Here is a 20,041-nt window from a genome sequence, read left to right as displayed (position 1 = left end):
TCATGTTTACAGGAATTATTAGCGGCATGGGCCGCATCGAATCGGTAGCTCCATCCCCAGAAAAAGATTCGGTAGTGCTAGAAATTAGTGCACCAAACCATACCGAAAATCTCGATTTGGGTGGCTCGATAGCCATTAACGGTGTGTGCCTGACAGCGACGAGCATCACTGGGGATGTACTGTCCCTAGATGTTATGGGTGAAACGCTGCGCCACACGACCATTGGTGAACTTGCCGTCGGGGAATCAATTAACCTTGAGCGATGTGTCCAAGCCGGCGGGCGTCTTGACGGTCACGTGGTCCAGGGCCACGTGGACGGAGTTGGCACACTCATCGAGCACGAATCACTTGGAGATTGGGATCGATTCAGGTTCTCGATTCCCTATGATCTAGCTAAATACGTGGCCAAGAAGGGCTCCATAGCTATCGATGGTATTTCCCTGACCATTACCGAGGTCTCCGCGGCAACCGAAGAAAACCAATGGTTCGAGGTGGGGATCATTCCAACCACGCTGCGCGAAACTACCCTTGGGCAACGCATCGTGGGTAGCCACGTCAACCTCGAAGTTGATGTTATGGCCAAATATGCCGAACGACTCGGCTCATTCAACCCAACAGTTTCCAACGAAGAAAAGGCAGTCTAGCGATGAGCAACGAAACTATTCGCCTGGATTCAATTGCAGAAGCCATTGCGGCGATGGCCGCGGGCAAGGCAGTTGTCGTCGTCGACGACGCCGACCGTGAAAATGAGGGCGATATTATCTTCGCCGCCGAATTTGCCACACCGGAACTCATGGGCTGGACCATTAGACACAGCTCAGGTGTTGTCTGTGTACCAATGACCGGTGAGCGCGCCGATGCCATGGGGCTGCCCCCCATGGTTGAAGACAATCAGGATGCCAAGGGAACCGCCTACACGGTCTCCTGCGATGCCGCCCACGGAGTGAGCACCGGCATTAGTGCCGCCGACCGTGCGCTTACCTCTCGCGTCCTAGCCGATCCGACTTCCACAGCCTCGGCTATCAACCGTCCCGGACATATTTTCCCGCTACGCTCGGTTGATGGGGGAGTGCTTGTGCGCCGCGGACATACGGAGGCAAGCGTTGATCTCTGTGTTGCCGCGGGACTCGAACCCGTTGGTGTGATTGCAGAACTAGTTCATGATGATGGCTCGATGATGCGTTTGCCTGCACTACGTGAGTTCGCCGACCTGTGGCAGATCCCCTTGGTCAGTATTGAAGACTTGGCCGCCTGGCGCGCCTCGAGCGATGCCGAACCAGTCATCACCACCAAGGCCGCAGCAGTTCAGTCTGGGCCCGAGGTCAGGGTTCCTACCCCCTACGGTGAATTCACCGTCAGGGCATGGACCGAACGCTCCACCGGGGTAGAACACCTCAGCCTGAGCGCCAACGGACCCGATGGCGCCATGCCCGGTGAACCCCTAGTGCGCGTGCACTCCGAATGCCTGACCGGGGACGTCTTTGGGTCTTACCGTTGCGACTGCGGCGAACAACTTACCGCAGGGCTACAGGCAATCAACGAATACGGCGGTGTGCTGATCTACCTGCGCGGTCATGAAGGCCGGGGGATTGGTCTTGCCAATAAAATCCGCGCCTATGCCTTACAAGATGGTGGTGCCAATACGGTTGCCGCCAACGAACAACTCGGACTGCCGGTGGATGCCCGCAACTATGATGCCGCAGCAGCCATCTTGGATGCGCTTGGGTTCAACCACATCCGTTTGATCACCAACAACCCGCTGAAAGAACAATGGCTCGCCGAAGCCGGAATAAATGTCAGCGAACGCGTGCCCACCAGAGTTGCGGCACGTCCGGAAAACCTTGAATACCTACGTACTAAGCAGGAGCTGTTGCACCATTCGCTGCAGCTTCCCTCCACCACAACACCAGGAGTTGAATCATGAGCGGACACGGCGCACCCATCATTGGCGCAGAAGAACTTGTTGCAGCGGGCAAGGCTGGCATTCGTGCGGTAATCGTTGCCGCAAGCTGGCACACCCAGATCATGGACGGGCTTATTGACGGAGCCCTGCGTGCTGCACGCGATGCAGGGATCGCCGAACCAGAGCTGGTTCGTGTGCCGGGGACCTTTGAGCTGCCGGTGGCTGCCGCCCGATTGGCACCAGAATTCGATACGGTCATCGCACTGGGCGTTGTCATTCGTGGTGGAACCCCACACTTTGACTATGTCTGCCAGGGAGCCACACTAGGACTGACTGACGTTTCGGTACGCACCGGGGTTCCTGTTGGTTTTGGCGTGTTGACCTGTGACACCGAAGAGCAGGCAATTGCCCGTGCGGGTCTTGAAGGTTCTATCGAAGACAAGGGCTACGAAGCCATGAGCGCGGGACTGCAGACCGCAACGGTACTTGTGCGTCGCTAAAGAGCTGAGATTCTTCTGGCCATGATGAGATGCAAGAATCTGGGTACTACGAAGCACCACACGTAAGTATTGTGGCCTAACGGTCGCGGGGAGCGATATAAGCTCTCCGCGACCGTTCCACGTTAACGTTACCGAGTACGATGCGCCTCACAATTCTGTGTCATATGAAATTGCACTGATGGTCATAAAGTTGAATCCTTGCGCCGAACGGGGAAGTATCCGGCAGTAGTGACTTAATCAGCAAGCAGCTAGCGAAGCTAAAGACGTAAGGAACACGGCAGTGAATAACCAGATCCCAGTGGCCCACGAAGTCGCATTTGAAACGGCTGAGCTTCGTGACTTCACGGTTCAATGCATGAGCGCGGTAGGGGCTAACCAAACCGACGCCCACTACATGGCAGATCAGCTACTTTCGGCCGAAATTGGTGGCCACGCCTCCCACGGCTTACGTAAACTTCCCGAGTATATCGATCGTGCCCTTGAGGGCAACGTCAACCCGGCAGCCACGGCAACCATCGAGAAAGACACCGGCGCCTTACTGGCAATGAATGGAAACCGCACCCATGGTCACTTTGCCCTGCGCGATGCCACGGCGCTGGCAGTGCAGCGTGCCAAAGCTCACGGCGTTAGTGCGGTAAGCGTGCGTGATAGCGATTTCGCCGGACGCTTCGCACCATTTTGTGAAGAAGCCGCGGAAGCCGGGGTCGTGACCTTGATCTTTGGAAACAATAACGGCTCGCTTCAGTCGATGTTGCCACCGGGTGGTACTCAGCCACGCCTTTCCACAAATCCAATTGCCGCTGGGGTGCCGCGCGCCCAAGCACCACATATGGTCATTGACTTTGCCACCAGCCAGGTAGCTTCCTCACGCCTGCACTTTGATCGGGAAGGTGGGAATGAAACTCCCGGTGACTGGGTAGGCGCAGACGGGCATCTCAAACCCTTTGGTGGGTTCAAGGGCTTTGGCCTCGCGTTGTTAGTGGAAGCTCTCGGTGGAGCGTTGTCAGGATCGGACACCGTCTCGGCACGAGAAAGCAAACAAGCCCAAGGAACGCTGATTATTGCCCTTGATGTTGCTCAGGTGCGTGACCTCAACGATTACACGGCGCAGGTTGAAGAGTTTATTGAGCATGTGAAGAACACTGAATTAGAGCCAGGGGCCAGCCCGGTGCGTGCCCCGGGAGAAAACACCCCCACCGCTGCACAGTTAGCATCCGTAAAATCGATAAATCTCCGCGAGTCCACCGCGCAGAACCTCGAACGGATTGCCCAGAAGTTAGGTCTTGTGGCTCCACAAGCGTTGTGATCGTTACCGGTGTGTGGTCGCGTAATTCCTACCTCGACCACATGCCGGCGCCTTACCTAGCCTGCATCGGCAGAATGCTTAGGATTCCGCGCCGAGCCAACGCACTAGACGTGACGCCGCGTAATCGTCCTTTTCTTGCGAAATGGCCGCGGTTGGGGCATCGAAAATTCCGTAGGGGCGCTGTCCGGTAATAAAAGTAACGTCGAATCGTGCGACACGCTGCGCATCGAATCCCACATAGCAAATGCCGTTGCCGTTGTACTCAACACCCGTCGGAGTCCCGTTGAGGTGTGCGGTGATCCTTTCCACCACCACCCGGCCCTGGCCTTCGGCGAAGATTCCGGCCTTCGGGGTGCCCACACTCGTGACATCCCCGATGGCGTAGACCTGCGGATAGTTGGTTTCCAGGCCTAGCGGATCGACAGGAATCCAACCATCAGATGCCATGCCCGAATTCGCAACAACCTCGGGAACCACATGTGTGGGCACGCCAAGAAAAAGATCAAAGGGAAAGACCTGACCATCGGCACAAACTACCTCTCGGGTTTCTGGGTCCAGCCTCTCGATACTGTGCTTGGGAAACCAGCGAATTCCACGGGTCGCAAAGGCTTCCAAAAGGGCTTGGGAACCTTCGTGCAAGGGCGGAACAGGGGTTGGAAGAGGCATAACCAACGAAATTTCTGATTCCTTACGGATCCCACGAGATTCCAAATAGTCGTGAAGCATAAGAGCTGTTTCGCTGGGAGCAGGCGGGCATTTAAACGGAGTACCGGTAACTCCAATGACTATGCGCCCGCCGGTGAAATTTTCTAGCGCGGTCTGGGCGGCTACGGCCCCGGCATAGCTGTAGTACTCGTAGCCTGATTCAACGAGACCCGGTGTTGCCGAAGGATCCAGGTCTGCGCCCAAAGCAACCACCAAGAAATCTGCCTCAAAAGTACCCACGTCGGTTGTGACGCGCTTGGCTACCGGATCAATTACTTCGATGCTTGCCCGTACGACGCGCACACCGGGCTTCTCAAGTGTGCCGTAACCATGTTTGATTGCGGACTTGGTACGTTTTCCAAACATGAAATCAAGCTTTGAGAAGCCAAAGACAAAATGCTCGTTGCGTTCGATGAGCGTGATTTCAATGTTTGAACCAAAACGTTCCGAGAGCCCGGCCGTGACTTCGAGCCCGCCGAAGCCAGCTCCCAACACCAAAACGCGCGTGGACATGCAATCAACTCCGTCGGAGGTGTCGAGGGATCATCTGTCTTTGACGCTACGACCGGCCAGAAGCTTGGTCAAGAGTGCTGTAGCTTCTGGCTAGTGTCCCCGGGGGCGTGGCCACCAAAATTCGAGCTGGATATTATCGGGGTCGCGGAAAACCAGCGCCGAACCATGAGCGGTGTCCTCGGCTGGTGAATGCGTCACGTTGAGGGAACTGAGGTGTTTTTCCCACTCATCAAGCTCGGCACGCTCAGCAACGCCGAAGCCAATGTGATCGAGTCCCACATTCCGATCATCAAATACCGTGATGGGGAGTGCTGTGTGCTGGTTCAGGCCAATGATCAACCCGGTTTCGCGATGCACGAGCACCACCATGATTCGGTTATCTAGATCCACACGCAGAGCACGTCTGAGTCCAAGGGCATCGCAATACCACTGGGAGCTTGCCTCAACGTCGGAGACGGATCAATCAATATGCGATGGCAAGCCGAAGCTGGGCATTGAAACCTCCTAGGGTCTATTTTCCTGAGCATAGCCCCGTACATCATCGCCAGGGAAGGGTCGGCTAGCTGGCGACCGCAACCGCAACTACGCGGAAAGTAGCCGGGCTGTGGCAGCTAGCGCGCCGTGGCCTGGTCGCGCGATTGGTGGCTCGACTCGACCAAGCCCATCGCCGATCAGGCGTGGCACCACATGAAGATGCGCATGAAATATAGATTGCTCGGCGGCGGCGCCATTGGACATCTCCAAGCTGATCCCATCGCAGGGTAGCTCGGAGGATTTCAGCTTATTGGCAACCTGCTGCGCAAGATTAAACATTGCGGCACTGGTTTGTTCGTCCATTGAGTGCAAGTCTCTATGGTGTGCGCGCGGTACGACCAAGGTGTGTCCGGGATTTAGCGGCCGTGCGTCAAGAAAGGCAACACACAACTTGTTTGCTGCAATGACGAAACCTGTCACTCGGCCGGCAATAATCTGGCAAAAAATGCAGTCTTCATCCATGCTCATGAGCCTAATCGCAGATTAAGAGGTTTCTGGGGCAACAAATACCCGCAGTTAGTCATGGTTGCGTCATCTTTGGCGCTGGGCGCGAGTCCTTCGTCACATTGCGGGGGTGGTTGTGAGTCGGATGGGTACACCGGGCTAGTCTGTTTATGTGAAAACTTTTGACACCCTCTTCGCCGAGCTTTCCGAGAAAGCCAAGGCCCGCCCCGAAGGTTCGCGTACAGTCGCCGAACTGGACTCGGGCGTCCATGGCATCGGAAAAAAGGTAGTCGAGGAAGCCGCCGAAGTGTGGATGGCTGCCGAATACGAAAGCAATGAAGCAGCAGCGGAAGAAATCTCCCAGCTGCTCTACCACCTTCAGGTGATGATGATCGCCAAGGGGCTAACTCTGCAGGACGTTTACAAGCATCTCTAGCCGCCGCTTTCGGGATCGATTTTTCCATTTCTTTGATCCCCATGCAGCGGCGGCCAACAAGCCACAATTTGTTGTCCTCATGCCGTAATACCCCCCCCAGAGTCTGAAACGAGAAACGCCTTATGTTGCGAGTAGCACTTCCCAATAAGGGAGCCCTTTCCGAAATCGCCTCGACCATGTTGCTGGAGGCCGGATACGTCCAGCGCCGCGACAGCCGTGAACTGGTCATGGTCGATCCGGATAATGATGTTGAATTCTTCTACCTGCGTCCACGCGATATTGCCGTGTACGTCGGCGGCGGCATCCTCGATGTTGGCATCACCGGACGCGATCTTTACCTCGATGCTGAGGTCAACGATCATGTAGATGAGGTCCTGCCGCTGGGAATCGGCAACGCAACCTTCCGCTTCGCCGGCCCCGCAGGTTCCTTCACCCACCAGGATGAGCTCAATGGCAAGCGCATTGCCACCAGCTACGACGCACTGCTGCGCAGCTACCTGAAAGAAAACAACATTGACGCATCGGTGGTCCGCCTCGATGGCGCCGTCGAATCCTCGGTACGCCTGGGCGTTGCCGACGCGATTGCCGATGTTGTTGAAACCGGTAACACGCTCAAGGCCGCGGGCATGGAAGTCTTTGGCGATCCCATCTTGAAGTCCGAGGCAGTACTTATTGGCCGTACCGGAACCAATCCGGCGGGCCTTGAGGTGCTCAAGCGCCGCCTGATGGGTGTGCTGGTGGCCCGCCGCTATGTCATGCTCGACTACGACGTGCGCCGTGACCAAGCCGATGAAGCCTGCCGCCTGACTCCGGGCTTGGAATCCCCAACCGTTTCCCCATTGCAGGACTCGGATTGGGTTGCGGTACGTGCCATGGTGAAGAAAAACCAGACAAACAACATCATGGATGAGCTCTACGACCTCGGTGCCCGTGCCATCTTGGTCAGCCAGATCCACGCCTGCCGCATCTAACTTTCCGTCCCCTGACGCATAGCGCAGTACACCTCGAAGATTCACAGATCTTCATTACTTTTCCAGGAGTTGATCCTTCATGACTGTTGCGATCCGAGTGATCCCTTGCCTTGATGTTGATGCCGGACGAGTCGTGAAGGGTGTGAACTTCGAGGGGCTGCGCGATGCGGGAGACCCGGTAGAGCTGGCCAAGCGTTACAACGCCGCCGGTGCAGATGAAATCACCTTCCTCGACGTCACTGCCTCTTCGGGCAACCGTGAAACCACCTATGACGTAGTTGCCAAAACTGCCGAAGAGATCTTCATCCCACTCACCGTCGGTGGCGGCGTGCGTGCCGTTGAGGACGTTGACCGGCTGCTGCGTGCCGGGGCCGATAAGGCCTCGATCAACACCGCAGCGGTTGACCGCCCCGAGGTTATTAACGAAATTACCGCGCGTTTCGGCTCGCAGGTCTTGGTGCTTTCGCTTGATGCACGCCGTACCGATAACCCGGATGTGGCTTCGGGTTTTGAGGTCACCACCCATGGTGGCCGCACGGGTACCGGACGTTGCGCCGTTGCCTGGGCCAAGGAAGCTGCCGAGCGTGGTGTGGGAGAAATCCTGCTGAACTCGATAGACGCAGATGGTACCAAGGACGGCTTTGATCTTGAAATGATCCGCGCCGTACGTGCCGAGGTCAGCGTTCCGCTGATTGCCTCCGGTGGCGCCGGGGGACCGGAGCACTTCCCACCGGCCATCGAAGCTGGCGCTAATGCTGTACTTGCCGCATCGATCTTCCACTTTGGCCCAGATGACATGATCAAGCAGGTCAAGGACGCGATCCGTGAAGCAGGATTCCCGGTTCGCTAAGCCCAACGCCCTGGATGAAACCATGTCCAGGGGATGGCGGGCACTTAGTGAACAACCCGTTGATGGTGGGGTAGCCCGCTTCTCGCACGGTGTCACCAAACGTGCAAATTCAGTACTTCCACTTTCTGAACCGTCGGACGTCCTTGGCACACTCGTAGAAGTTGAAAATCTCTATGAGGCCCGTGGGCTGCCGACGGTTTTTCAGATTAGTGACGATTCATTGCCGCAGAACCTAGATAAAGTTTTAGCGGCGCGTGGATATCTTGCCGACTCTCCAACCCTGGTTCAATATTTGGCCTTGGATGGAGAGGCCCACGATGAAGATGATGATCAACGACTGATTTTCTCGAACCAACCAAGCCCAGCGTGGTTGGAAACCTTTTGGAACGTTGAGGGTCCACGCCTCGCCGCAGAACAATCGATAAGCGTACAAATTCTCACAAACACTGAAGCAATCTACGCTTCACTCATCCATGAAAACATCGTGGTAGCCGTGGCGCGGCTCGCTTTAGTTGGTGAGCTTGGTGGAATTTATTGTGTTGTGACCCGCGAGCATTTTAGGTCTCGTGGATATGCGCGAGCCCTGCTACTTGGCCTGATCAAGGAAGCGGCTCGCCACAAGCTCTCTGGGCTTTGGCTACAGGTCACCGCGTTAAATGACGTTGCCCGCGGACTTTATGAATCCCTCGGCTTTGAAACCGTTTCTCGGTATCACTACCGCGTGCAACCGCGGCAAGACTCCTGAATGAACCATTATTTCCTCGAGGCAGCCCTTTGCGGTGCCGTACTTGCTTGACCTTTGAAGCCAGCTAGGAGTATTTCTAGACCGTACTCAAAGGTCTTCCAGGCCCTATCCTGCACGGCCAGCCCTGCTTCAAGTGCGGTATTCAGGGCCGCGGAGTTTTCCTCGGTTGACGCCCAAACCTGCGCGGGCGCCGCGGCATCGAGTGCCGAGCCCAGCACGAATGAGTCAAGCACCGTGATGGCGGCCAGCGAGTCAACTGCGTCGAACCCGCCGGTAGCGAAAGCCTCTGCCAAATGGTCGTATACCCGCAAGGTACCGCGGTCGCGGACCGTGTGGGCGGTAAATAACGGAATGAGCTTTGGGTGCTTGGCGTAGGAACGCATATAGCCCTTGGCAATTAGCCGTAGTGTGTTGACCCAATCCCCGTCTGCCTGCGGTAGCTGAATCTCACCCATGGCTCGACCACGCATCATTTCAATGATGTCGTCCTTGGATGTGACGTGATTGTAAAGCGATGAAGGGCTCACGGACATGGCCTTGGCTAGGGCGGGAATTGTGAATTCGCCGTGCTTGTCCACTAGTGCAAGTGCCGCATCTGCGATAGCGGGGGCCGAGAGCTTGGGGCTGAGTGGGCGAGCCATGGCGGGTATTGTGCTCCTGCGTGCGTTGGGATTTTGACATATCAATTCTAACGAATCAAATTCGTTTAACCCCTTGCGCCACGTGAGCTGAACCACCATAATTAAACGAACGACATTCATTTAATGTGATGGCCCTCTCCACTCCTCGAAATTTTTCCCGGAGTATCCGGAGGAATCGTCGCCCACCAAGCATTTGCAGGAGAAATACCATGAGCTGGAACATGCCCGCCGAGACCTCGGCCCAGAAACGCGTCTGGATGGCATTCCCCCATGAGGGCTATGCCCTGGGGGAAACCGCGGAGCAGGCCCACGCCGCACGGCAAACCTGGGCCAACGTCGCCCATGCCGTTGCGGAGTTTGCCCCGGTCATCATGGTTGTAGACCCGGCAGATTCTCAGGCAGCTAAGTATCTCGATGAACGCATTGAGATCCGCACGGCGGAACTCAATGATGCTTGGATGCGCGATATCGGGCCCACCTTCGTCACTAATGATGCAGGCGAACTCGCAGCCGTTGACTGGATCTTCAACGGTTGGGGAGCCCAAGACTGGGCGGAATGGGACAAGGACGCGAAGGTAGGCGCCGCGGTAGCCGACTGGGCAGGCGTCCCACGTATTTCCTCCGCCCTAGTCAACGAGGGCGGTGCCATCCACGTCGATGGTGAAGGCACCGTGCTGGCCACCGAATCGGTCCAGCTGGATCCGGGACGCAACCCCGGAATCACCAAGGTAGAAGTCGAGGCCGAATTCGCCCGCACGCTGGGAGCTACCAAGGTGCACTGGCTGCCACGCGGTCTGGCCCGCGACACCGAGGAGTTCGGTACCCGCGGACACGTCGACATCGTCGCCACAATTTCCTCCCCGGGAACCGTACTCATCCATTCCCAGCAAAATCCCGAGCACCCGGACTATGAAATCTCCAAGGAGCTGATCTCCACCTTCCGCGGTGCCACCGATGCCAAGGGACGCGAGTTCACGCTCATCGAGGTTCCTGCACCCACCGTCCTGCGCGATTCGGAAGGCTTTGTCGACTATAGCTACATCAATCATCTGGTTATCAACGGCGGCGTGGTTGCCTGCACTTTCGATGACCCGAACGATGAAAAAGCGCTCGCGCTGCTGGAGCAGGCCTACCTCGGACGCAAGGTCGTGGGCGTCGATGCCCGCGAACTGTACGCCCGTGGTGGCGGAATCCACTGCATCACTCAGCAAGAACCAGTAGCCGGAAAGCAACAGTCATGAGTCTTTCAACGGCACGGCGCCCCAAGGCGCCGGTACCCGCCTCGGATTCGGGACTGATCCGCTCCAAGGGTCTGGCCGCCGGTCAGCTCGGACTCTTCGCGGCGGTCATGATCGGTATTTCTACCATCGCGCCGGCTTACGTTTTGACGTCTTCGATTGGTCCCACGGTTCAAGCCATTGGCACCCAGCTGCCGGCCATCTTCATTATCGGGTTCATTCCCATGTTCCTGGTGGCCCTTGCCTACCGCGAACTAAACGCCGATACCCCGGACTCGGGTACGACCTTCACCTGGGTCTCCCAGGCCTTCGGTCCGGTGCTGGGTTGGCTGGGTGGCTGGGGACTCTTGGCGGCAAACATCATTGTGCTCTCCAACCTCGCCGGGGTCGCGGTTGACTTCTTCTATCTCTTCTTGGCCCAGGCCACCGGAAACCCCGCACTGGCCGAGCTTTCGGCACACAAGGGCATCAATATCCTGACCTGCCTCGTGTTCGTTGGCGCTGCGGTATTCATTGCCTGCCGCGGACTGACCACCACCCGCATGGTGCAATACGTACTTGTCGGCTTCCAATTGGCGGTGCTGGCCTGGTTCACCATCGGAGCCATGTCCAAAGCTTCGGCGCAACCAGGACACTTGGCCTTCGACGCCTCATGGTTCAACCCCATGCATATTGATTCGTTCTCCGCCTTTGCCGTGGGCCTGAGCCTTTCGATCTTTGCCTTCTGGGGCTGGGACGTATGCCTGACCATGAACGAGGAAACCAAAAACGGTGAGAAAACCTCCGGTCGTGCCGCGGCGTTGACAGCTATTGGTGTTCTTGCCATTTACCTGATCGGTTCCATTGCCATGGTCATGTTTGCCGGCATTGGCGAGACCGGGCTGGGGTTGCGCAACCCGGAGAACGCAGAAAATGTGTTCACCTCAATTGCAGCTCCGGTGATGGGTCCGTTCGCGATTCTGCTCTCGCTGGCTGTGCTTTCCTCCTGTGCCGCGTCGCTACAGTCCACCATGATCTCCCCGGCCCGTTCACTGCTTGCCATTGCCCACCACGGTGCATTGCCCAAGCGCTTTGCCTCGATCAACAAATTCAAGTCCCCGGCCTTTGCCACGATAGTTGCCGGTGGTGTGTCGGCCGGTTTCTACGCGTTGATGCGTGTGCTGAGCAATAACGTTCTTAATGACACGATTTTGGCGCTGGGCATGATGATCTGCTTCTACTATGGGCTCACCGCCCTGGCTTGTGTCTGGTATTTCCGGCACACCGCGCTGGACTCCGTGCGCAACTTCATGTTGCGCCTGCTCGCTCCACTGCTCGGTGGCATCGCGTTGGTTGCAGTGTTCATTCAGACCTCAATTGATTCCTGGGACCCGGCCTATGGCTCGGGGTCCGAGATTTTTGGAATCGGACTGGTCTTTGTCATCGGAGTTGGCATTATTGCCCTCGGTGCATTGTTCCTGATCGGGGCCGTGGTACGCAGACCCGAGTTCTTCCTCGGGCGCAGCCTGCCACGTCGGGCCGCGACTTCGACCAAGGACCGGGCCTGACCGGCATTCGGATTAACCGAAGCAACACATCTATTCGCGTCGGGTTGCTCGCTCATCCCCTGGGCAAAGGGCAACCCGACGAATCAAGAAAGCATTAGAAAACCCTCATGAAACGACAGTTCACCATCCACGAGGCCTCAATCGAAGACACCCTCGGTGCCTTGGAAAACGGGGACGTGACGGCCGTCGAGTTGGTGGCCGCACATCTGGCTCGCATCGGGCGCTTCGACAGATCCTCGGTGCGACTCAATGCCGTAGCGGTGCTCAACCCCAAGGTCTTCACCGAGGCTGCCGCCTCCGATGCTAGGCGCCGGGCCGGTACCGCCGGGGCACTGGAAGGAATTCCCTACACCGTCAAGGACAGCTACATGGCTCGTGGCATGAGTGTGGCTTCTGGCTCTCCGGCGTTCAAAGATCTGATAGCTCAAGATGATGCCTTCACGGTGGGGCGCATCCGGGACGCCGGGGGAGTGTTGCTGGGTAAAACCAATATGCCGCCCATGGCAGATGGCGGCATGCAACGCGGAATTTATGGCCGTGCAGAAAGCCCCTACAACACGGACTACTTGGCCGCTGCCTATGCCTCGGGCTCCTCCAATGGCTCGGCGGTAGCCACCGCATCCAGCATGGGTGTCTTTGGCATGGGCGAAGAAACGGTGTCTTCCGGTCGCAGCCCGGCCTCCAATAATGGACTGTGTGCCTATACGCCATCGCGCGGTGTTATATCTATTCGGGGAAACTGGCCGCTGTTCCCCACCCGCGATGTGGTGGTGCCACACACCCGTTCCATGGATGACATGTTCGCACTGCTCGATGTCATAGTCGCAGATGACCCGGAAACCAGCGGGGACTTCTGGCGAAACCAGCAAGTGGTGAAACTGCCCGTGGCTTCCGCGGTGCGCCCGGCCAGCTACGCGGAACTTGCCGATCCGCACTCATTGCGAGGCAAACGTTTTGGAGTACCACGGATGTACCTGGGCCAAGACTCCAACTTCCCGATTCAGGTGCGCGAATCCATCCTTAAACTTTGGGTTGCGGCACGTAAACGGCTCGAATCCTTGGGTGCCCAGGTCATCGAAGTTGATCTGCCGATGATTGAAAAATATGAGGGTGATACCCCCGGTGGTGAACAGCTCGCCTCATTGGGGGTGCTTCCAGAGGGGTGGATGGATACCGAATTCAACGAAATTCTCGCTCACGGTTGGGACACCTTTCTGCGGACGAATAATGATCCGCTTCTCAACCAGTTGGCAGATGTTGACCACCTACAGATTTTTCCCGCACCCGCAGGATCCTTACCAGACCGCTATGAGGAGGTCGAGGACTACGAAAATCGCTACCGCGATGTGGTTGCCATGGCCAAGACCGGGCTGCCACCGGTGGAGGAGCTACCGGGCTTTGCCGATGGACTCAAAACCTTAGAAACGTTGCGTAAGGAACTTTTCGAAGAATGGCTTGAATCCTTAGGTCTAGACGGAATCGTCTTCCCGGCCAATGCAGATGTTGCGGCACAGGACTCTGATATCAGCCAAGACTCCGCGGACCGCGCCTGGGCCAATGGGGTGTTCTTCTCCAATGGCAACTACGCGCTACGCCACTTTGGTATTCCGACAATTACCGTTGCCATGGGAACCATGGAAGATATTGGCATGCCGGTGGGCCTAACCATTGCCGGGCCCGCCTATGAGGACAATGAAATTCTGTCCTATGGCTATGCATTTGAAGCTGCCAGTTCGCTGCGTACAACCCCGCCGCTGGCTCCAACGCTGGTATCGGATTGCTTGCCACACGAAGAGGCCCCGTTGATGGACACCGCGAGTCATCTTGAAAACAAAGACCCCAAGGTCACCATTGATGTGAGGTCCGTTCTCGCGAACCAAAACGAGGGTGCGCGCGTGGTTCAGCTTTCGGGAACCATTCATGGCCGGGAGGAACTGCAGATCTTCTTGAGTGTTAATGGGGAAAGGGTGTTCGTACACCGTGAGCGCACCCAGTGGAACGCAGAGGTTGTTTTGCCAGCGGAGGTGCAACCGGCGGAATTTGGCTCGAATCCCGTCACGAGTTCGCTGGCCGTGATTCATGTGCGGAGCCTTGATGGACTGACAGCCGGGGCGTTTACCGAATTCTAGGAAATGCTTTGTTCAAGCGCATTGATACCTGAACTCGCGATGCCAGTGTGCCACAGTTGAAAGCTACACGTACGCTGCGCTCTCTGGTTGAATGAGCGTATGGCGGACTGGGAAGATCTCGCAAATGAAGAACTGCGTGCCATCGGCGACTTGTCGGTTGGTAAGACCATCTGGCAAATTGCAGATACGCAGTTGCGTCCGGATGCAGACGACGAGATCGAAGGCCCGCTGGATGGGGACATTGATTCTAGATTTAGACGCTGTATCTGGGTCTCTGAACTGCCCGAATATCTATCGTTCGATCTGGATGGTGACGATCAGCGTGGCCCTGCGGCTCGTGACTATTGTTTGGTCTATCGCGCGCTTACGCTCGATGAGCAGATCAGACATGGGTTGGAACCTGGATTTGTAAAACGTCGGGTTGTTCCAAATGCGGAAATGCGGCGTCTCCTTATGCGCAATGGGCTTAGTCGATGAGACCAAGGTCCCGGCCAACCTCTTCACTAGGGTGGATTTTGCCTACAGATCCTGCGGTATTCATGGCCGATACGCTTTCTAGGGCAGCAGCCAGCACCGCAGCTTCCACGCGTGCGTTGGCCAAGGGGGTTAATAGTGCTACCAGCCTGCCCTGGCGGGTGATAAGTGCCGGTTCACCTGACTCGTTGATCTCCCTGATGACCTGGGCAGTGTTTTGGTTCAGCTCGCGCATGCTGTATGTATGCGAACTTGCTACGTGGGCTAGGGGAGACATGGCTACTTCTTCCTCGTGTTCGACCTGACGCATTGTTAATGCATGAGGCTAACACGTGTAGTACATGCGTAGTACATGTTTCAACTAAAGAAATCACGTGGATATTCCAGAAGTGACCGAAACACCAACCTCGCAACTCGATTATTTTGAACTCAAGACCGAAAGTCTTGCCGGAACCCTGAAATGGCTTGTGGCCTCCACCGGTGCCCTTGCCGTGGCAGTTATTGCGGGGCCGCAATTGACATCAATACAGGACCTGCGGCTCTGGGCTGCACTGATTGCGATACTTGGTGCCGTCGTGGCGCTTAGCGCCGTGGGGATCGTGCTGTTTGGGGCTGCCCGAGTACTTGCCCTGGATGCGCCCACGGTCACCGAATTATCTAACCTTGAATTGGATCTCGGCCTATTGCAAACAAATGAACTCGCAGCCACGGAGAACATTGGTGCTGAGGCGCCAATGCTGAAATGGGTGTACGAACGGCGCACCCAGCTACGAGGGGAATCCAGAAGCATCACGGAGCTGTATACCGATGAATTCGTTGGAAGTTCACTTGCACTTGCGGCCCTAGAACGGAAGCAACCATTTGCCCTAGCTGGTCGGAAACTGCAACCAAGTGAGCCCTCGGACATTGCCTGGGTTAAGGCCAAACGTGCTCAAGGCATTGCGTACATCCAGCAACTCGAGTCAGCGGTTGCCTACCGGCAGCGGCTTGAGGTGTACCAACGTTTGGTCAAACGTATCCGAGGGTTATCGATTTGGTTCGTGGCAGGGATCTTTGTCTTTGCGCTGGCTCCGGTGTTGGGATCGGCGCCAAAGAGTGCAGAGTTCACACCCGGTGCCCGCCCGAATTCATGTTATTGATGCCCAGGTCGCCGGGCTTCCGGCAGGCTGTCCCGAGATATTGAAGGGGCAGATTGTTGGTGGGTCACTGCAGTATCCCGTGGTGGTCACCGATCCTGTGGGAACGTGCCCGGCGTTACGCCTTGCGGATCATCACGAGGCATTGATCGTTGTACCCGAGACAGCCCCGCGGCACGGTACATCAAAGTAATGGGCAGCTATTAAGGTGCGGAAGCGCTTACCTGGATGCCTCGAGAATTGCGATTGCCTCGTGAGCGCCCTCAAATGTCACCAAAGCCTCGTTGCGGCGCCCGGAGGCATGCAACAATAATTCGCCAGGCCGGCCCGTAATGGCCACGGAGGTCGGGGCCTTGCGCACCACATGTCGGCGTCCATCCGGACGCACAAGAATGATGCCAACACTGGTGCCACGGTAATAAAGCGAGGCACGTCGAATGAGGTCATTCCATAACAGTTCTTCATACGCGGCATCCAACGCCCGAGGTACCCAACGATCGGTTGCCCGACGCACATCCTCGGTATGAATGAAAAACTCGGAAAGATTCGCCGCATGCTCAACACGCTGTAGCGCAAAGGGGGAACGCTTAGGCGGACCGGCAAGAAATTCATGGACGAGAACCGCATAATCGTTCTTGTTCAAGGCGCGTTCTGCGCGTTGTTCAAGGACCGATTCCATCTTGCCGGTCAAAGGTTTGAAAACGATACCGGCGGCGAGCAGCGAATGCTCACGCAATACAAGGTGTGCAGCTAAATGGCGAGTCTGCCATCCGGCGCACAATGTTGGGGCCACCGGCCCTGCAGCGAGCAGGACTTCGGCCAATACTTCACGCGAGGCTGGGACGAAATGCATCACTATGAAACTAACACGTTCTGCTGCTCTTGTGTCCGATTGAAACAGTGCATACTGCTCGGCGTGTGCCGAATCATGACGCGTAGGTCCGCTGCATGAATCGCGTACAACGAATTAACGGTCCGTGGCACTAGACTTGGGGGTGATGTCGCAGAACCCAGCCTTCGCCACGCCAGTCACAGTAGATGGCAAATTGTCCGCAGAAATTTCCGCAGCCCTGAAAAAGGACGACTCGGGATTAGTCGCTGCCATTATTCAGCAGCATGGAACCTTGGAGGTTCTCATGCTCGGATGGATGGATGAAGAAGCTCTGCGCCGTACCCTCACCACCGGCCGCGTCACATTCTGGTCCCGCTCACGCAATGAGTATTGGCGTAAGGGAGATACCTCCGGACATTCACAGCTGGTTCGCTCGGTAGCCCTAGACTGCGATGGCGATGCGCTACTGGTGGTAGTAGACCAGATTGGTGCCGCCTGCCACACCGGAGCCCACACCTGCTTTGATGGACGCGAAATCCCGGCCGTTGTTGGCCGCCGCGTTTCCTGACCCAACATCGATTTCTTTTACGCAAGGAATATTAGTCACTTATGCAAGCTCTCGGTGAACTAACACCTACCCGCGAACAATTTCGCGCCCTAGCAGCCGATCGCCGCGTCATCCCGGTTAGCATGCGTGTCCTAGCGGATTCGCTAACGCCCATCTCGATTTATCGTCGGCTTGCTAACGGCCGCCCGGGCACTTTTCTGATGGAATCGGCTGCGGCCGGGGGAGTCTGGAGCCGCTACTCGTTTATTGGCACCAACTCACCGGCAACGCTCACCACCCGCGAGGGGCAAGCACATTGGCTGGGAAACCCACCGATTGGCATGCCCACCGAAGGTAACCCGGTAGAGGTATTGCGTGACACAGTACGAGCGCTACGCACCGAACCTCTCGGGGATCTTCCGCCGCTGACCAGTGGCATGGTCGGGTTCATTGGCTGGGAAGCGGTTCGGCACTGGGAAAAACTCCCCAATCCACCCGCCGATGATCTGCACTTACCCGAACTTGCCATGAACCTCGTGGGCGACATGGCGGTACATGACAACACCGACGGCACGCTGACACTTATTGCCAACGCAATTAACTTCAACGGAACCACCGACGGTGTTGACGGCGCTTATGATCACGCAGTTGAGCGCGTGAGCAAGATGCTCACAGCGCTCACCGAAGCCGCCGAAACCCCAGTTTCGGTACTCTCCGGCACCGATGTCCCGACCGATGAACTCATGAATGCCGTCACCCATTCATGGGATGAAAACTCATACCGTCAAGCGGTCTTGCGCGGCAAAGAAGCCATCGTCGATGGCGAGGTATTCCAGGTAGTTATTTCACGCCGCTTTGAACTTGAATCCCATGCAGACCCGCTTGATGTGTACAGGATCCTGCGGGCCACCAACCCCAGCCCCTACATGTACTTGTTCAATCTCGAAGACACCCACGGTAAGTCATACTCAATCGTTGGCTCCTCACCTGAGGCACTCGTTACCGTCAACGATAACCACGTAGTAACCCACCCGATTGCTGGCTCACGACCACGCGGGGCAAACTACGAGGACGACCAGCAGCATGAAAAAGACCTGCTCAATGACGAAAAAGAACGCGCCGAGCACCTGATGCTCGTTGACCTATCACGCAATGACCTCTCCAAGGTCTGTGTTCCTGGTTCGGTAGAGGTCACCCAGTTCATGGAGGTCGAACGCTTCAGCCACATCATGCACTTGGTTTCCAACGTGGTTGGCAAGCTCACCCCGGGAACCGACGGCTATGACGTGCTTGCCGCAACATTCCCCGCAGGGACACTCTCGGGTGCACCTAAACCACGTGCGCTGCGCTTGCTTGATGAACTAGAACCGCACCGCCGTGGCATTTACGGCGGGGTAGTCGGTTACCTTGATTTCACCGGGGACATGGACATGGCAATAGCCATCCGTTCGGCACTGCTCAAAGGCAATCGCGCCTACGTTCAGGCCGGCGGAGGCATTGTCAACGATTCTGATCTTGATGACGAAGCTCTTGAAACCATCAATAAGTCGGCAGCGCCCCTGCGTGCCGTCTGGGCTGCTGGCACCATGAAAAAAGCCGGCGAGGAAAGCTAAAACTTATGAGCACCACACAAACCCCGATCTGGGGCACCAAACGCATGGTCATGCTCCTGGGCGTGATTGGAGGAGTGCTGGGTCTTGCCACCAGTACCCGAATCTGGATCACTGTCCAACCTGAAGTTGGCTCCGTGAAGATCCCGCTGATTGAGGTCGCCGGTGCAGATGCCTCGGCAGCCATTGCAGCACTATCGATCGTTGCACTTGCTGGTTCGCTCGCCGCGCTGATAGCTGGACCTGTAGCCCGCTACATTATTGCCGGAATCCTATTGATTGTCGGTGGGGGAATCGTGGCCTCGGCAATCTCGGTGCTCGCCGATCCGGTTGCGGCGGCAACCACTAAGGTTGGTGAAGCCACGGGCCTCAGCGCCGCCGGCGGTGACTATGAGGTTTCCTTCTGGCCATACGTAACAATTCTTGCCGGGATCATCCTGGTAGCCAACGCCCTGATCTTGGCAATTGCTTCACGTACCTGGAAGAGCAGTAAGAAGTACACCCGGGATGCCGCGGCAACTCCGGGCGATGAGGATTCACTGACCCCCAAGGGTCAGATAGATGAGATCACCGGCTGGGACTCACTCTCCCGCGGCGATGATCCCACCTAAAACGCGCCTTGGCGAGCAATATGGCACGCCACAGCGTTAAAGAATGGCAGAATAGACAGAAGTTATTCGTCGGGAGAATTCCCGATTGGCACTAGGTGAGTAGGAGTATCCCACCATGGCTAACACCAACACCCAGATCGACCCGATGCACGCAGAAGAAATCGGTCACGGCAACTCGATTGCAGCATGGACCCTCGTCGGCATTTCGCTGATCGGCTTCATCATCGGTGGCATTTCCTTTGCCGCGCACAACCCAACCATGGTTTACATCTCCTCGGGCATCGTCGTGCTCGGTCTGATCTCAGGCTGGGTTATGAAGAAGGCCGGTTACGGCGTCGGCGGTTCCAAGTCGGGTTCCGCACACTAGTC

Annotated in this window: 23 protein-coding genes and 1 pseudogene; 18 read left to right on the top strand and 6 right to left on the bottom strand. The window is 56.8% G+C overall.

What is annotated here, in order from left to right:
* Nucleotides 1-2 precede the first annotated feature (2 nt).
* The 4 genes from CQ018_RS00275 (at nucleotide 3) to CQ018_RS00260 (ending at nucleotide 3,709) form a co-directional block, all read left to right on the top strand.
* Entirely contained in the window at nucleotides 3-644 is a 642-nt protein-coding gene (locus CQ018_RS00275; RefSeq protein WP_105547996.1) for a riboflavin synthase, read from the top strand.
* Between the two features lie 2 nt (nucleotides 645-646).
* The gene (ribB, locus tag CQ018_RS00270; RefSeq protein WP_105547995.1) at nucleotides 647-1,924 is read left to right on the top strand and encodes a 3,4-dihydroxy-2-butanone-4-phosphate synthase; all 1,278 of its coding nucleotides are present in this window, start codon (nucleotides 647-649) and stop codon (nucleotides 1,922-1,924) included.
* Nucleotides 1,921-2,403: a 6,7-dimethyl-8-ribityllumazine synthase gene (gene ribH / locus CQ018_RS00265; protein ID WP_105547994.1), complete on the top strand. Its 483-nt coding sequence runs from the start codon at nucleotides 1,921-1,923 to the stop codon at nucleotides 2,401-2,403. The genes ribB and ribH overlap by 4 nt, the downstream gene beginning before the upstream one ends.
* A gap of 280 nt (nucleotides 2,404-2,683) precedes the next feature.
* Nucleotides 2,684-3,709: an Ldh family oxidoreductase gene (locus tag CQ018_RS00260; protein WP_105547993.1), complete on the top strand. Its 1,026-nt coding sequence runs from the start codon at nucleotides 2,684-2,686 to the stop codon at nucleotides 3,707-3,709.
* 78 nt (nucleotides 3,710-3,787) lie between these two features.
* Here the strand turns inward: CQ018_RS00260 and CQ018_RS00255 are convergent, their stop codons facing one another.
* From CQ018_RS00255 to CQ018_RS00245, 3 genes and pseudogenes are all read right to left on the bottom strand, one after another.
* On the bottom strand, nucleotides 3,788-4,927 hold the full coding sequence (locus CQ018_RS00255; protein WP_105547992.1) for an FAD/NAD(P)-binding oxidoreductase: 1,140 nt from the start codon (nucleotides 4,925-4,927) through the stop codon (nucleotides 3,788-3,790).
* 90 nt (nucleotides 4,928-5,017) lie between these two features.
* Nucleotides 5,018-5,371, bottom strand: a pseudogene (locus CQ018_RS00250) (VOC family protein); the annotation flags it as partial.
* A gap of 138 nt (nucleotides 5,372-5,509) precedes the next feature.
* Nucleotides 5,510-5,923: an HIT family protein gene (locus CQ018_RS00245; protein ID WP_219843974.1), complete on the bottom strand. Its 414-nt coding sequence runs from the start codon at nucleotides 5,921-5,923 to the stop codon at nucleotides 5,510-5,512.
* A gap of 154 nt (nucleotides 5,924-6,077) precedes the next feature.
* Here CQ018_RS00245 and CQ018_RS00240 point away from each other — a divergent pair, with 154 nt between their 5' ends.
* From CQ018_RS00240 to CQ018_RS00225, 4 genes are all read left to right on the top strand, one after another.
* On the top strand, nucleotides 6,078-6,341 hold the full coding sequence (locus tag CQ018_RS00240) for a phosphoribosyl-ATP diphosphatase (protein ID WP_105547989.1): 264 nt from the start codon (nucleotides 6,078-6,080) through the stop codon (nucleotides 6,339-6,341).
* A 122-nt stretch (nucleotides 6,342-6,463) separates the two neighbouring features.
* A complete protein-coding gene (gene hisG / locus CQ018_RS00235; RefSeq protein ID WP_105547988.1) occupies nucleotides 6,464-7,312 on the top strand; it encodes an ATP phosphoribosyltransferase in 849 nt (282 codons plus the stop codon).
* Between the two features lie 79 nt (nucleotides 7,313-7,391).
* Nucleotides 7,392-8,162: an imidazole glycerol phosphate synthase subunit HisF gene (gene hisF / locus CQ018_RS00230; protein ID WP_105547987.1), complete on the top strand. Its 771-nt coding sequence runs from the start codon at nucleotides 7,392-7,394 to the stop codon at nucleotides 8,160-8,162.
* The gene (locus CQ018_RS00225; protein ID WP_105547986.1) at nucleotides 8,137-8,907 is read left to right on the top strand and encodes a GNAT family N-acetyltransferase; all 771 of its coding nucleotides are present in this window, start codon (nucleotides 8,137-8,139) and stop codon (nucleotides 8,905-8,907) included. Before hisF ends, CQ018_RS00225 begins: the two co-directional genes overlap by 26 nt.
* A gap of 8 nt (nucleotides 8,908-8,915) precedes the next feature.
* Here the strand turns inward: CQ018_RS00225 and CQ018_RS00220 are convergent, their stop codons facing one another.
* Nucleotides 8,916-9,548, bottom strand: a complete 633-nt coding sequence (locus CQ018_RS00220; RefSeq protein WP_105547985.1) for a TetR/AcrR family transcriptional regulator C-terminal domain-containing protein — start codon at nucleotides 9,546-9,548, stop codon at nucleotides 8,916-8,918.
* Between the two features lie 209 nt (nucleotides 9,549-9,757).
* Here CQ018_RS00220 and CQ018_RS00215 point away from each other — a divergent pair, with 209 nt between their 5' ends.
* From CQ018_RS00215 to CQ018_RS00200, 4 genes are all read left to right on the top strand, one after another.
* On the top strand, nucleotides 9,758-10,789 hold the full coding sequence (locus tag CQ018_RS00215; protein ID WP_105547984.1) for an agmatine/peptidylarginine deiminase: 1,032 nt from the start codon (nucleotides 9,758-9,760) through the stop codon (nucleotides 10,787-10,789).
* Nucleotides 10,786-12,333, top strand: coding sequence for an APC family permease (locus CQ018_RS00210; protein WP_105547983.1), 1,548 nt, complete (start codon nucleotides 10,786-10,788; stop codon nucleotides 12,331-12,333). Before CQ018_RS00215 ends, CQ018_RS00210 begins: the two co-directional genes overlap by 4 nt.
* Nucleotides 12,334-12,440: 107 nt before the next feature.
* On the top strand, nucleotides 12,441-14,462 hold the full coding sequence (locus CQ018_RS00205) for an amidase (RefSeq protein ID WP_105547982.1): 2,022 nt from the start codon (nucleotides 12,441-12,443) through the stop codon (nucleotides 14,460-14,462).
* A 99-nt stretch (nucleotides 14,463-14,561) separates the two neighbouring features.
* Nucleotides 14,562-14,939 (top strand): hypothetical protein, encoded by a 378-nt coding sequence (locus CQ018_RS00200; RefSeq protein WP_105547981.1) that lies wholly within the window; start codon nucleotides 14,562-14,564, stop codon nucleotides 14,937-14,939.
* Here the strand turns inward: CQ018_RS00200 and CQ018_RS00195 are convergent.
* Nucleotides 14,929-15,246 carry a type II toxin-antitoxin system Phd/YefM family antitoxin gene (locus tag CQ018_RS00195; protein WP_105547980.1) on the bottom strand — a complete coding sequence of 106 codons (318 nt, stop codon included), beginning with the start codon at nucleotides 15,244-15,246 and terminating at the stop codon, nucleotides 14,929-14,931. The genes CQ018_RS00200 and CQ018_RS00195 overlap by 11 nt on opposite strands.
* Nucleotides 15,247-15,310: 64 nt before the next feature.
* On the opposite strand from CQ018_RS00195, the gene CQ018_RS00190 reads away from it, so the two are divergent.
* Together CQ018_RS00190 and CQ018_RS19760 are read left to right on the top strand one after the other, a co-directional pair.
* Nucleotides 15,311-16,075: a hypothetical protein gene (locus CQ018_RS00190; protein WP_105547979.1), complete on the top strand. Its 765-nt coding sequence runs from the start codon at nucleotides 15,311-15,313 to the stop codon at nucleotides 16,073-16,075.
* The gene (locus CQ018_RS19760) at nucleotides 16,050-16,265 is read left to right on the top strand and encodes a hypothetical protein (RefSeq protein ID WP_146111781.1); all 216 of its coding nucleotides are present in this window, start codon (nucleotides 16,050-16,052) and stop codon (nucleotides 16,263-16,265) included. Before CQ018_RS00190 ends, CQ018_RS19760 begins: the two co-directional genes overlap by 26 nt.
* Before the next feature lie 27 nt (nucleotides 16,266-16,292).
* On the opposite strand, the gene CQ018_RS00185 is transcribed toward CQ018_RS19760, so the two are convergent.
* Nucleotides 16,293-16,925 carry a TIGR03085 family metal-binding protein gene (locus tag CQ018_RS00185; RefSeq protein WP_105547978.1) on the bottom strand — a complete coding sequence of 211 codons (633 nt, stop codon included), beginning with the start codon at nucleotides 16,923-16,925 and terminating at the stop codon, nucleotides 16,293-16,295.
* A 145-nt stretch (nucleotides 16,926-17,070) separates the two neighbouring features.
* Between CQ018_RS00185 and hisI the strand changes: the two genes are divergently transcribed.
* The 4 genes from hisI (at nucleotide 17,071) to CQ018_RS00165 (ending at nucleotide 20,039) form a co-directional block, all read left to right on the top strand.
* Complete coding sequence (hisI, locus tag CQ018_RS00180; RefSeq protein ID WP_105548636.1) at nucleotides 17,071-17,472, top strand: phosphoribosyl-AMP cyclohydrolase; 402 nt, start codon at nucleotides 17,071-17,073, stop codon at nucleotides 17,470-17,472.
* A gap of 41 nt (nucleotides 17,473-17,513) precedes the next feature.
* Entirely contained in the window at nucleotides 17,514-19,064 is a 1,551-nt protein-coding gene (locus CQ018_RS00175; RefSeq protein ID WP_105547977.1) for an anthranilate synthase component I, read from the top strand.
* A 5-nt stretch (nucleotides 19,065-19,069) separates the two neighbouring features.
* Nucleotides 19,070-19,672, top strand: a complete 603-nt coding sequence (locus CQ018_RS00170) for a Trp biosynthesis-associated membrane protein (protein WP_105547976.1) — start codon at nucleotides 19,070-19,072, stop codon at nucleotides 19,670-19,672.
* A 115-nt stretch (nucleotides 19,673-19,787) separates the two neighbouring features.
* Nucleotides 19,788-20,039, top strand: a complete 252-nt coding sequence (locus CQ018_RS00165; RefSeq protein ID WP_181149670.1) for an HGxxPAAW family protein — start codon at nucleotides 19,788-19,790, stop codon at nucleotides 20,037-20,039.
* Nucleotides 20,040-20,041: the final 2 nt, after the last annotated feature.

Origin of the sequence: Arthrobacter sp. MYb227, assembly GCF_002975435.1 — a bacterium.
GTDB lineage: Bacteria > Actinomycetota > Actinomycetes > Actinomycetales > Micrococcaceae > Paeniglutamicibacter.
Note: the sequence above shows the minus strand (reverse complement) of the source record. Positions and strands in the feature narration are given on the sequence as shown.

Bases quoted from the DNA above. Each gene is read 5' to 3' on its own strand.
- CQ018_RS00275 (WP_105547996.1), top strand. From the start codon at position 3: ATGTTTACAGGAATTATTAGCGGCATGGGCCGCATCGAATCGGTAGCT.
- ribB (WP_105547995.1), top strand. From the start codon at position 647: ATGAGCAACGAAACTATTCGCCTGGATTCAATTGCAGAAGCCATTGCG.
- ribH (WP_105547994.1), top strand. From the start codon at position 1,921: ATGAGCGGACACGGCGCACCCATCATTGGCGCAGAAGAACTTGTTGCA.
- CQ018_RS00255 (WP_105547992.1), bottom strand. From the start codon at position 4,927: ATGTCCACGCGCGTTTTGGTGTTGGGAGCTGGCTTCGGCGGGCTCGAA.
- CQ018_RS00245 (WP_219843974.1), bottom strand. From the start codon at position 5,923: ATGGATGAAGACTGCATTTTTTGCCAGATTATTGCCGGCCGAGTGACA.
- hisG (WP_105547988.1), top strand. From the start codon at position 6,464: ATGTTGCGAGTAGCACTTCCCAATAAGGGAGCCCTTTCCGAAATCGCC.
- hisF (WP_105547987.1), top strand. From the start codon at position 7,392: ATGACTGTTGCGATCCGAGTGATCCCTTGCCTTGATGTTGATGCCGGA.
- CQ018_RS00220 (WP_105547985.1), bottom strand. From the start codon at position 9,548: ATGGCTCGCCCACTCAGCCCCAAGCTCTCGGCCCCCGCTATCGCAGAT.
- CQ018_RS00215 (WP_105547984.1), top strand. From the start codon at position 9,758: ATGAGCTGGAACATGCCCGCCGAGACCTCGGCCCAGAAACGCGTCTGG.
- CQ018_RS00210 (WP_105547983.1), top strand. From the start codon at position 10,786: ATGAGTCTTTCAACGGCACGGCGCCCCAAGGCGCCGGTACCCGCCTCG.
- CQ018_RS00205 (WP_105547982.1), top strand. From the start codon at position 12,441: ATGAAACGACAGTTCACCATCCACGAGGCCTCAATCGAAGACACCCTC.
- CQ018_RS00200 (WP_105547981.1), top strand. From the start codon at position 14,562: ATGGCGGACTGGGAAGATCTCGCAAATGAAGAACTGCGTGCCATCGGC.
- CQ018_RS00195 (WP_105547980.1), bottom strand. From the start codon at position 15,246: ATGCGTCAGGTCGAACACGAGGAAGAAGTAGCCATGTCTCCCCTAGCC.
- CQ018_RS00185 (WP_105547978.1), bottom strand. From the start codon at position 16,925: ATGCATTTCGTCCCAGCCTCGCGTGAAGTATTGGCCGAAGTCCTGCTC.
- hisI (WP_105548636.1), top strand. From the start codon at position 17,071: ATGTCGCAGAACCCAGCCTTCGCCACGCCAGTCACAGTAGATGGCAAA.
- CQ018_RS00175 (WP_105547977.1), top strand. From the start codon at position 17,514: ATGCAAGCTCTCGGTGAACTAACACCTACCCGCGAACAATTTCGCGCC.
- CQ018_RS00170 (WP_105547976.1), top strand. From the start codon at position 19,070: ATGAGCACCACACAAACCCCGATCTGGGGCACCAAACGCATGGTCATG.
- CQ018_RS00165 (WP_181149670.1), top strand. From the start codon at position 19,788: ATGGCTAACACCAACACCCAGATCGACCCGATGCACGCAGAAGAAATC.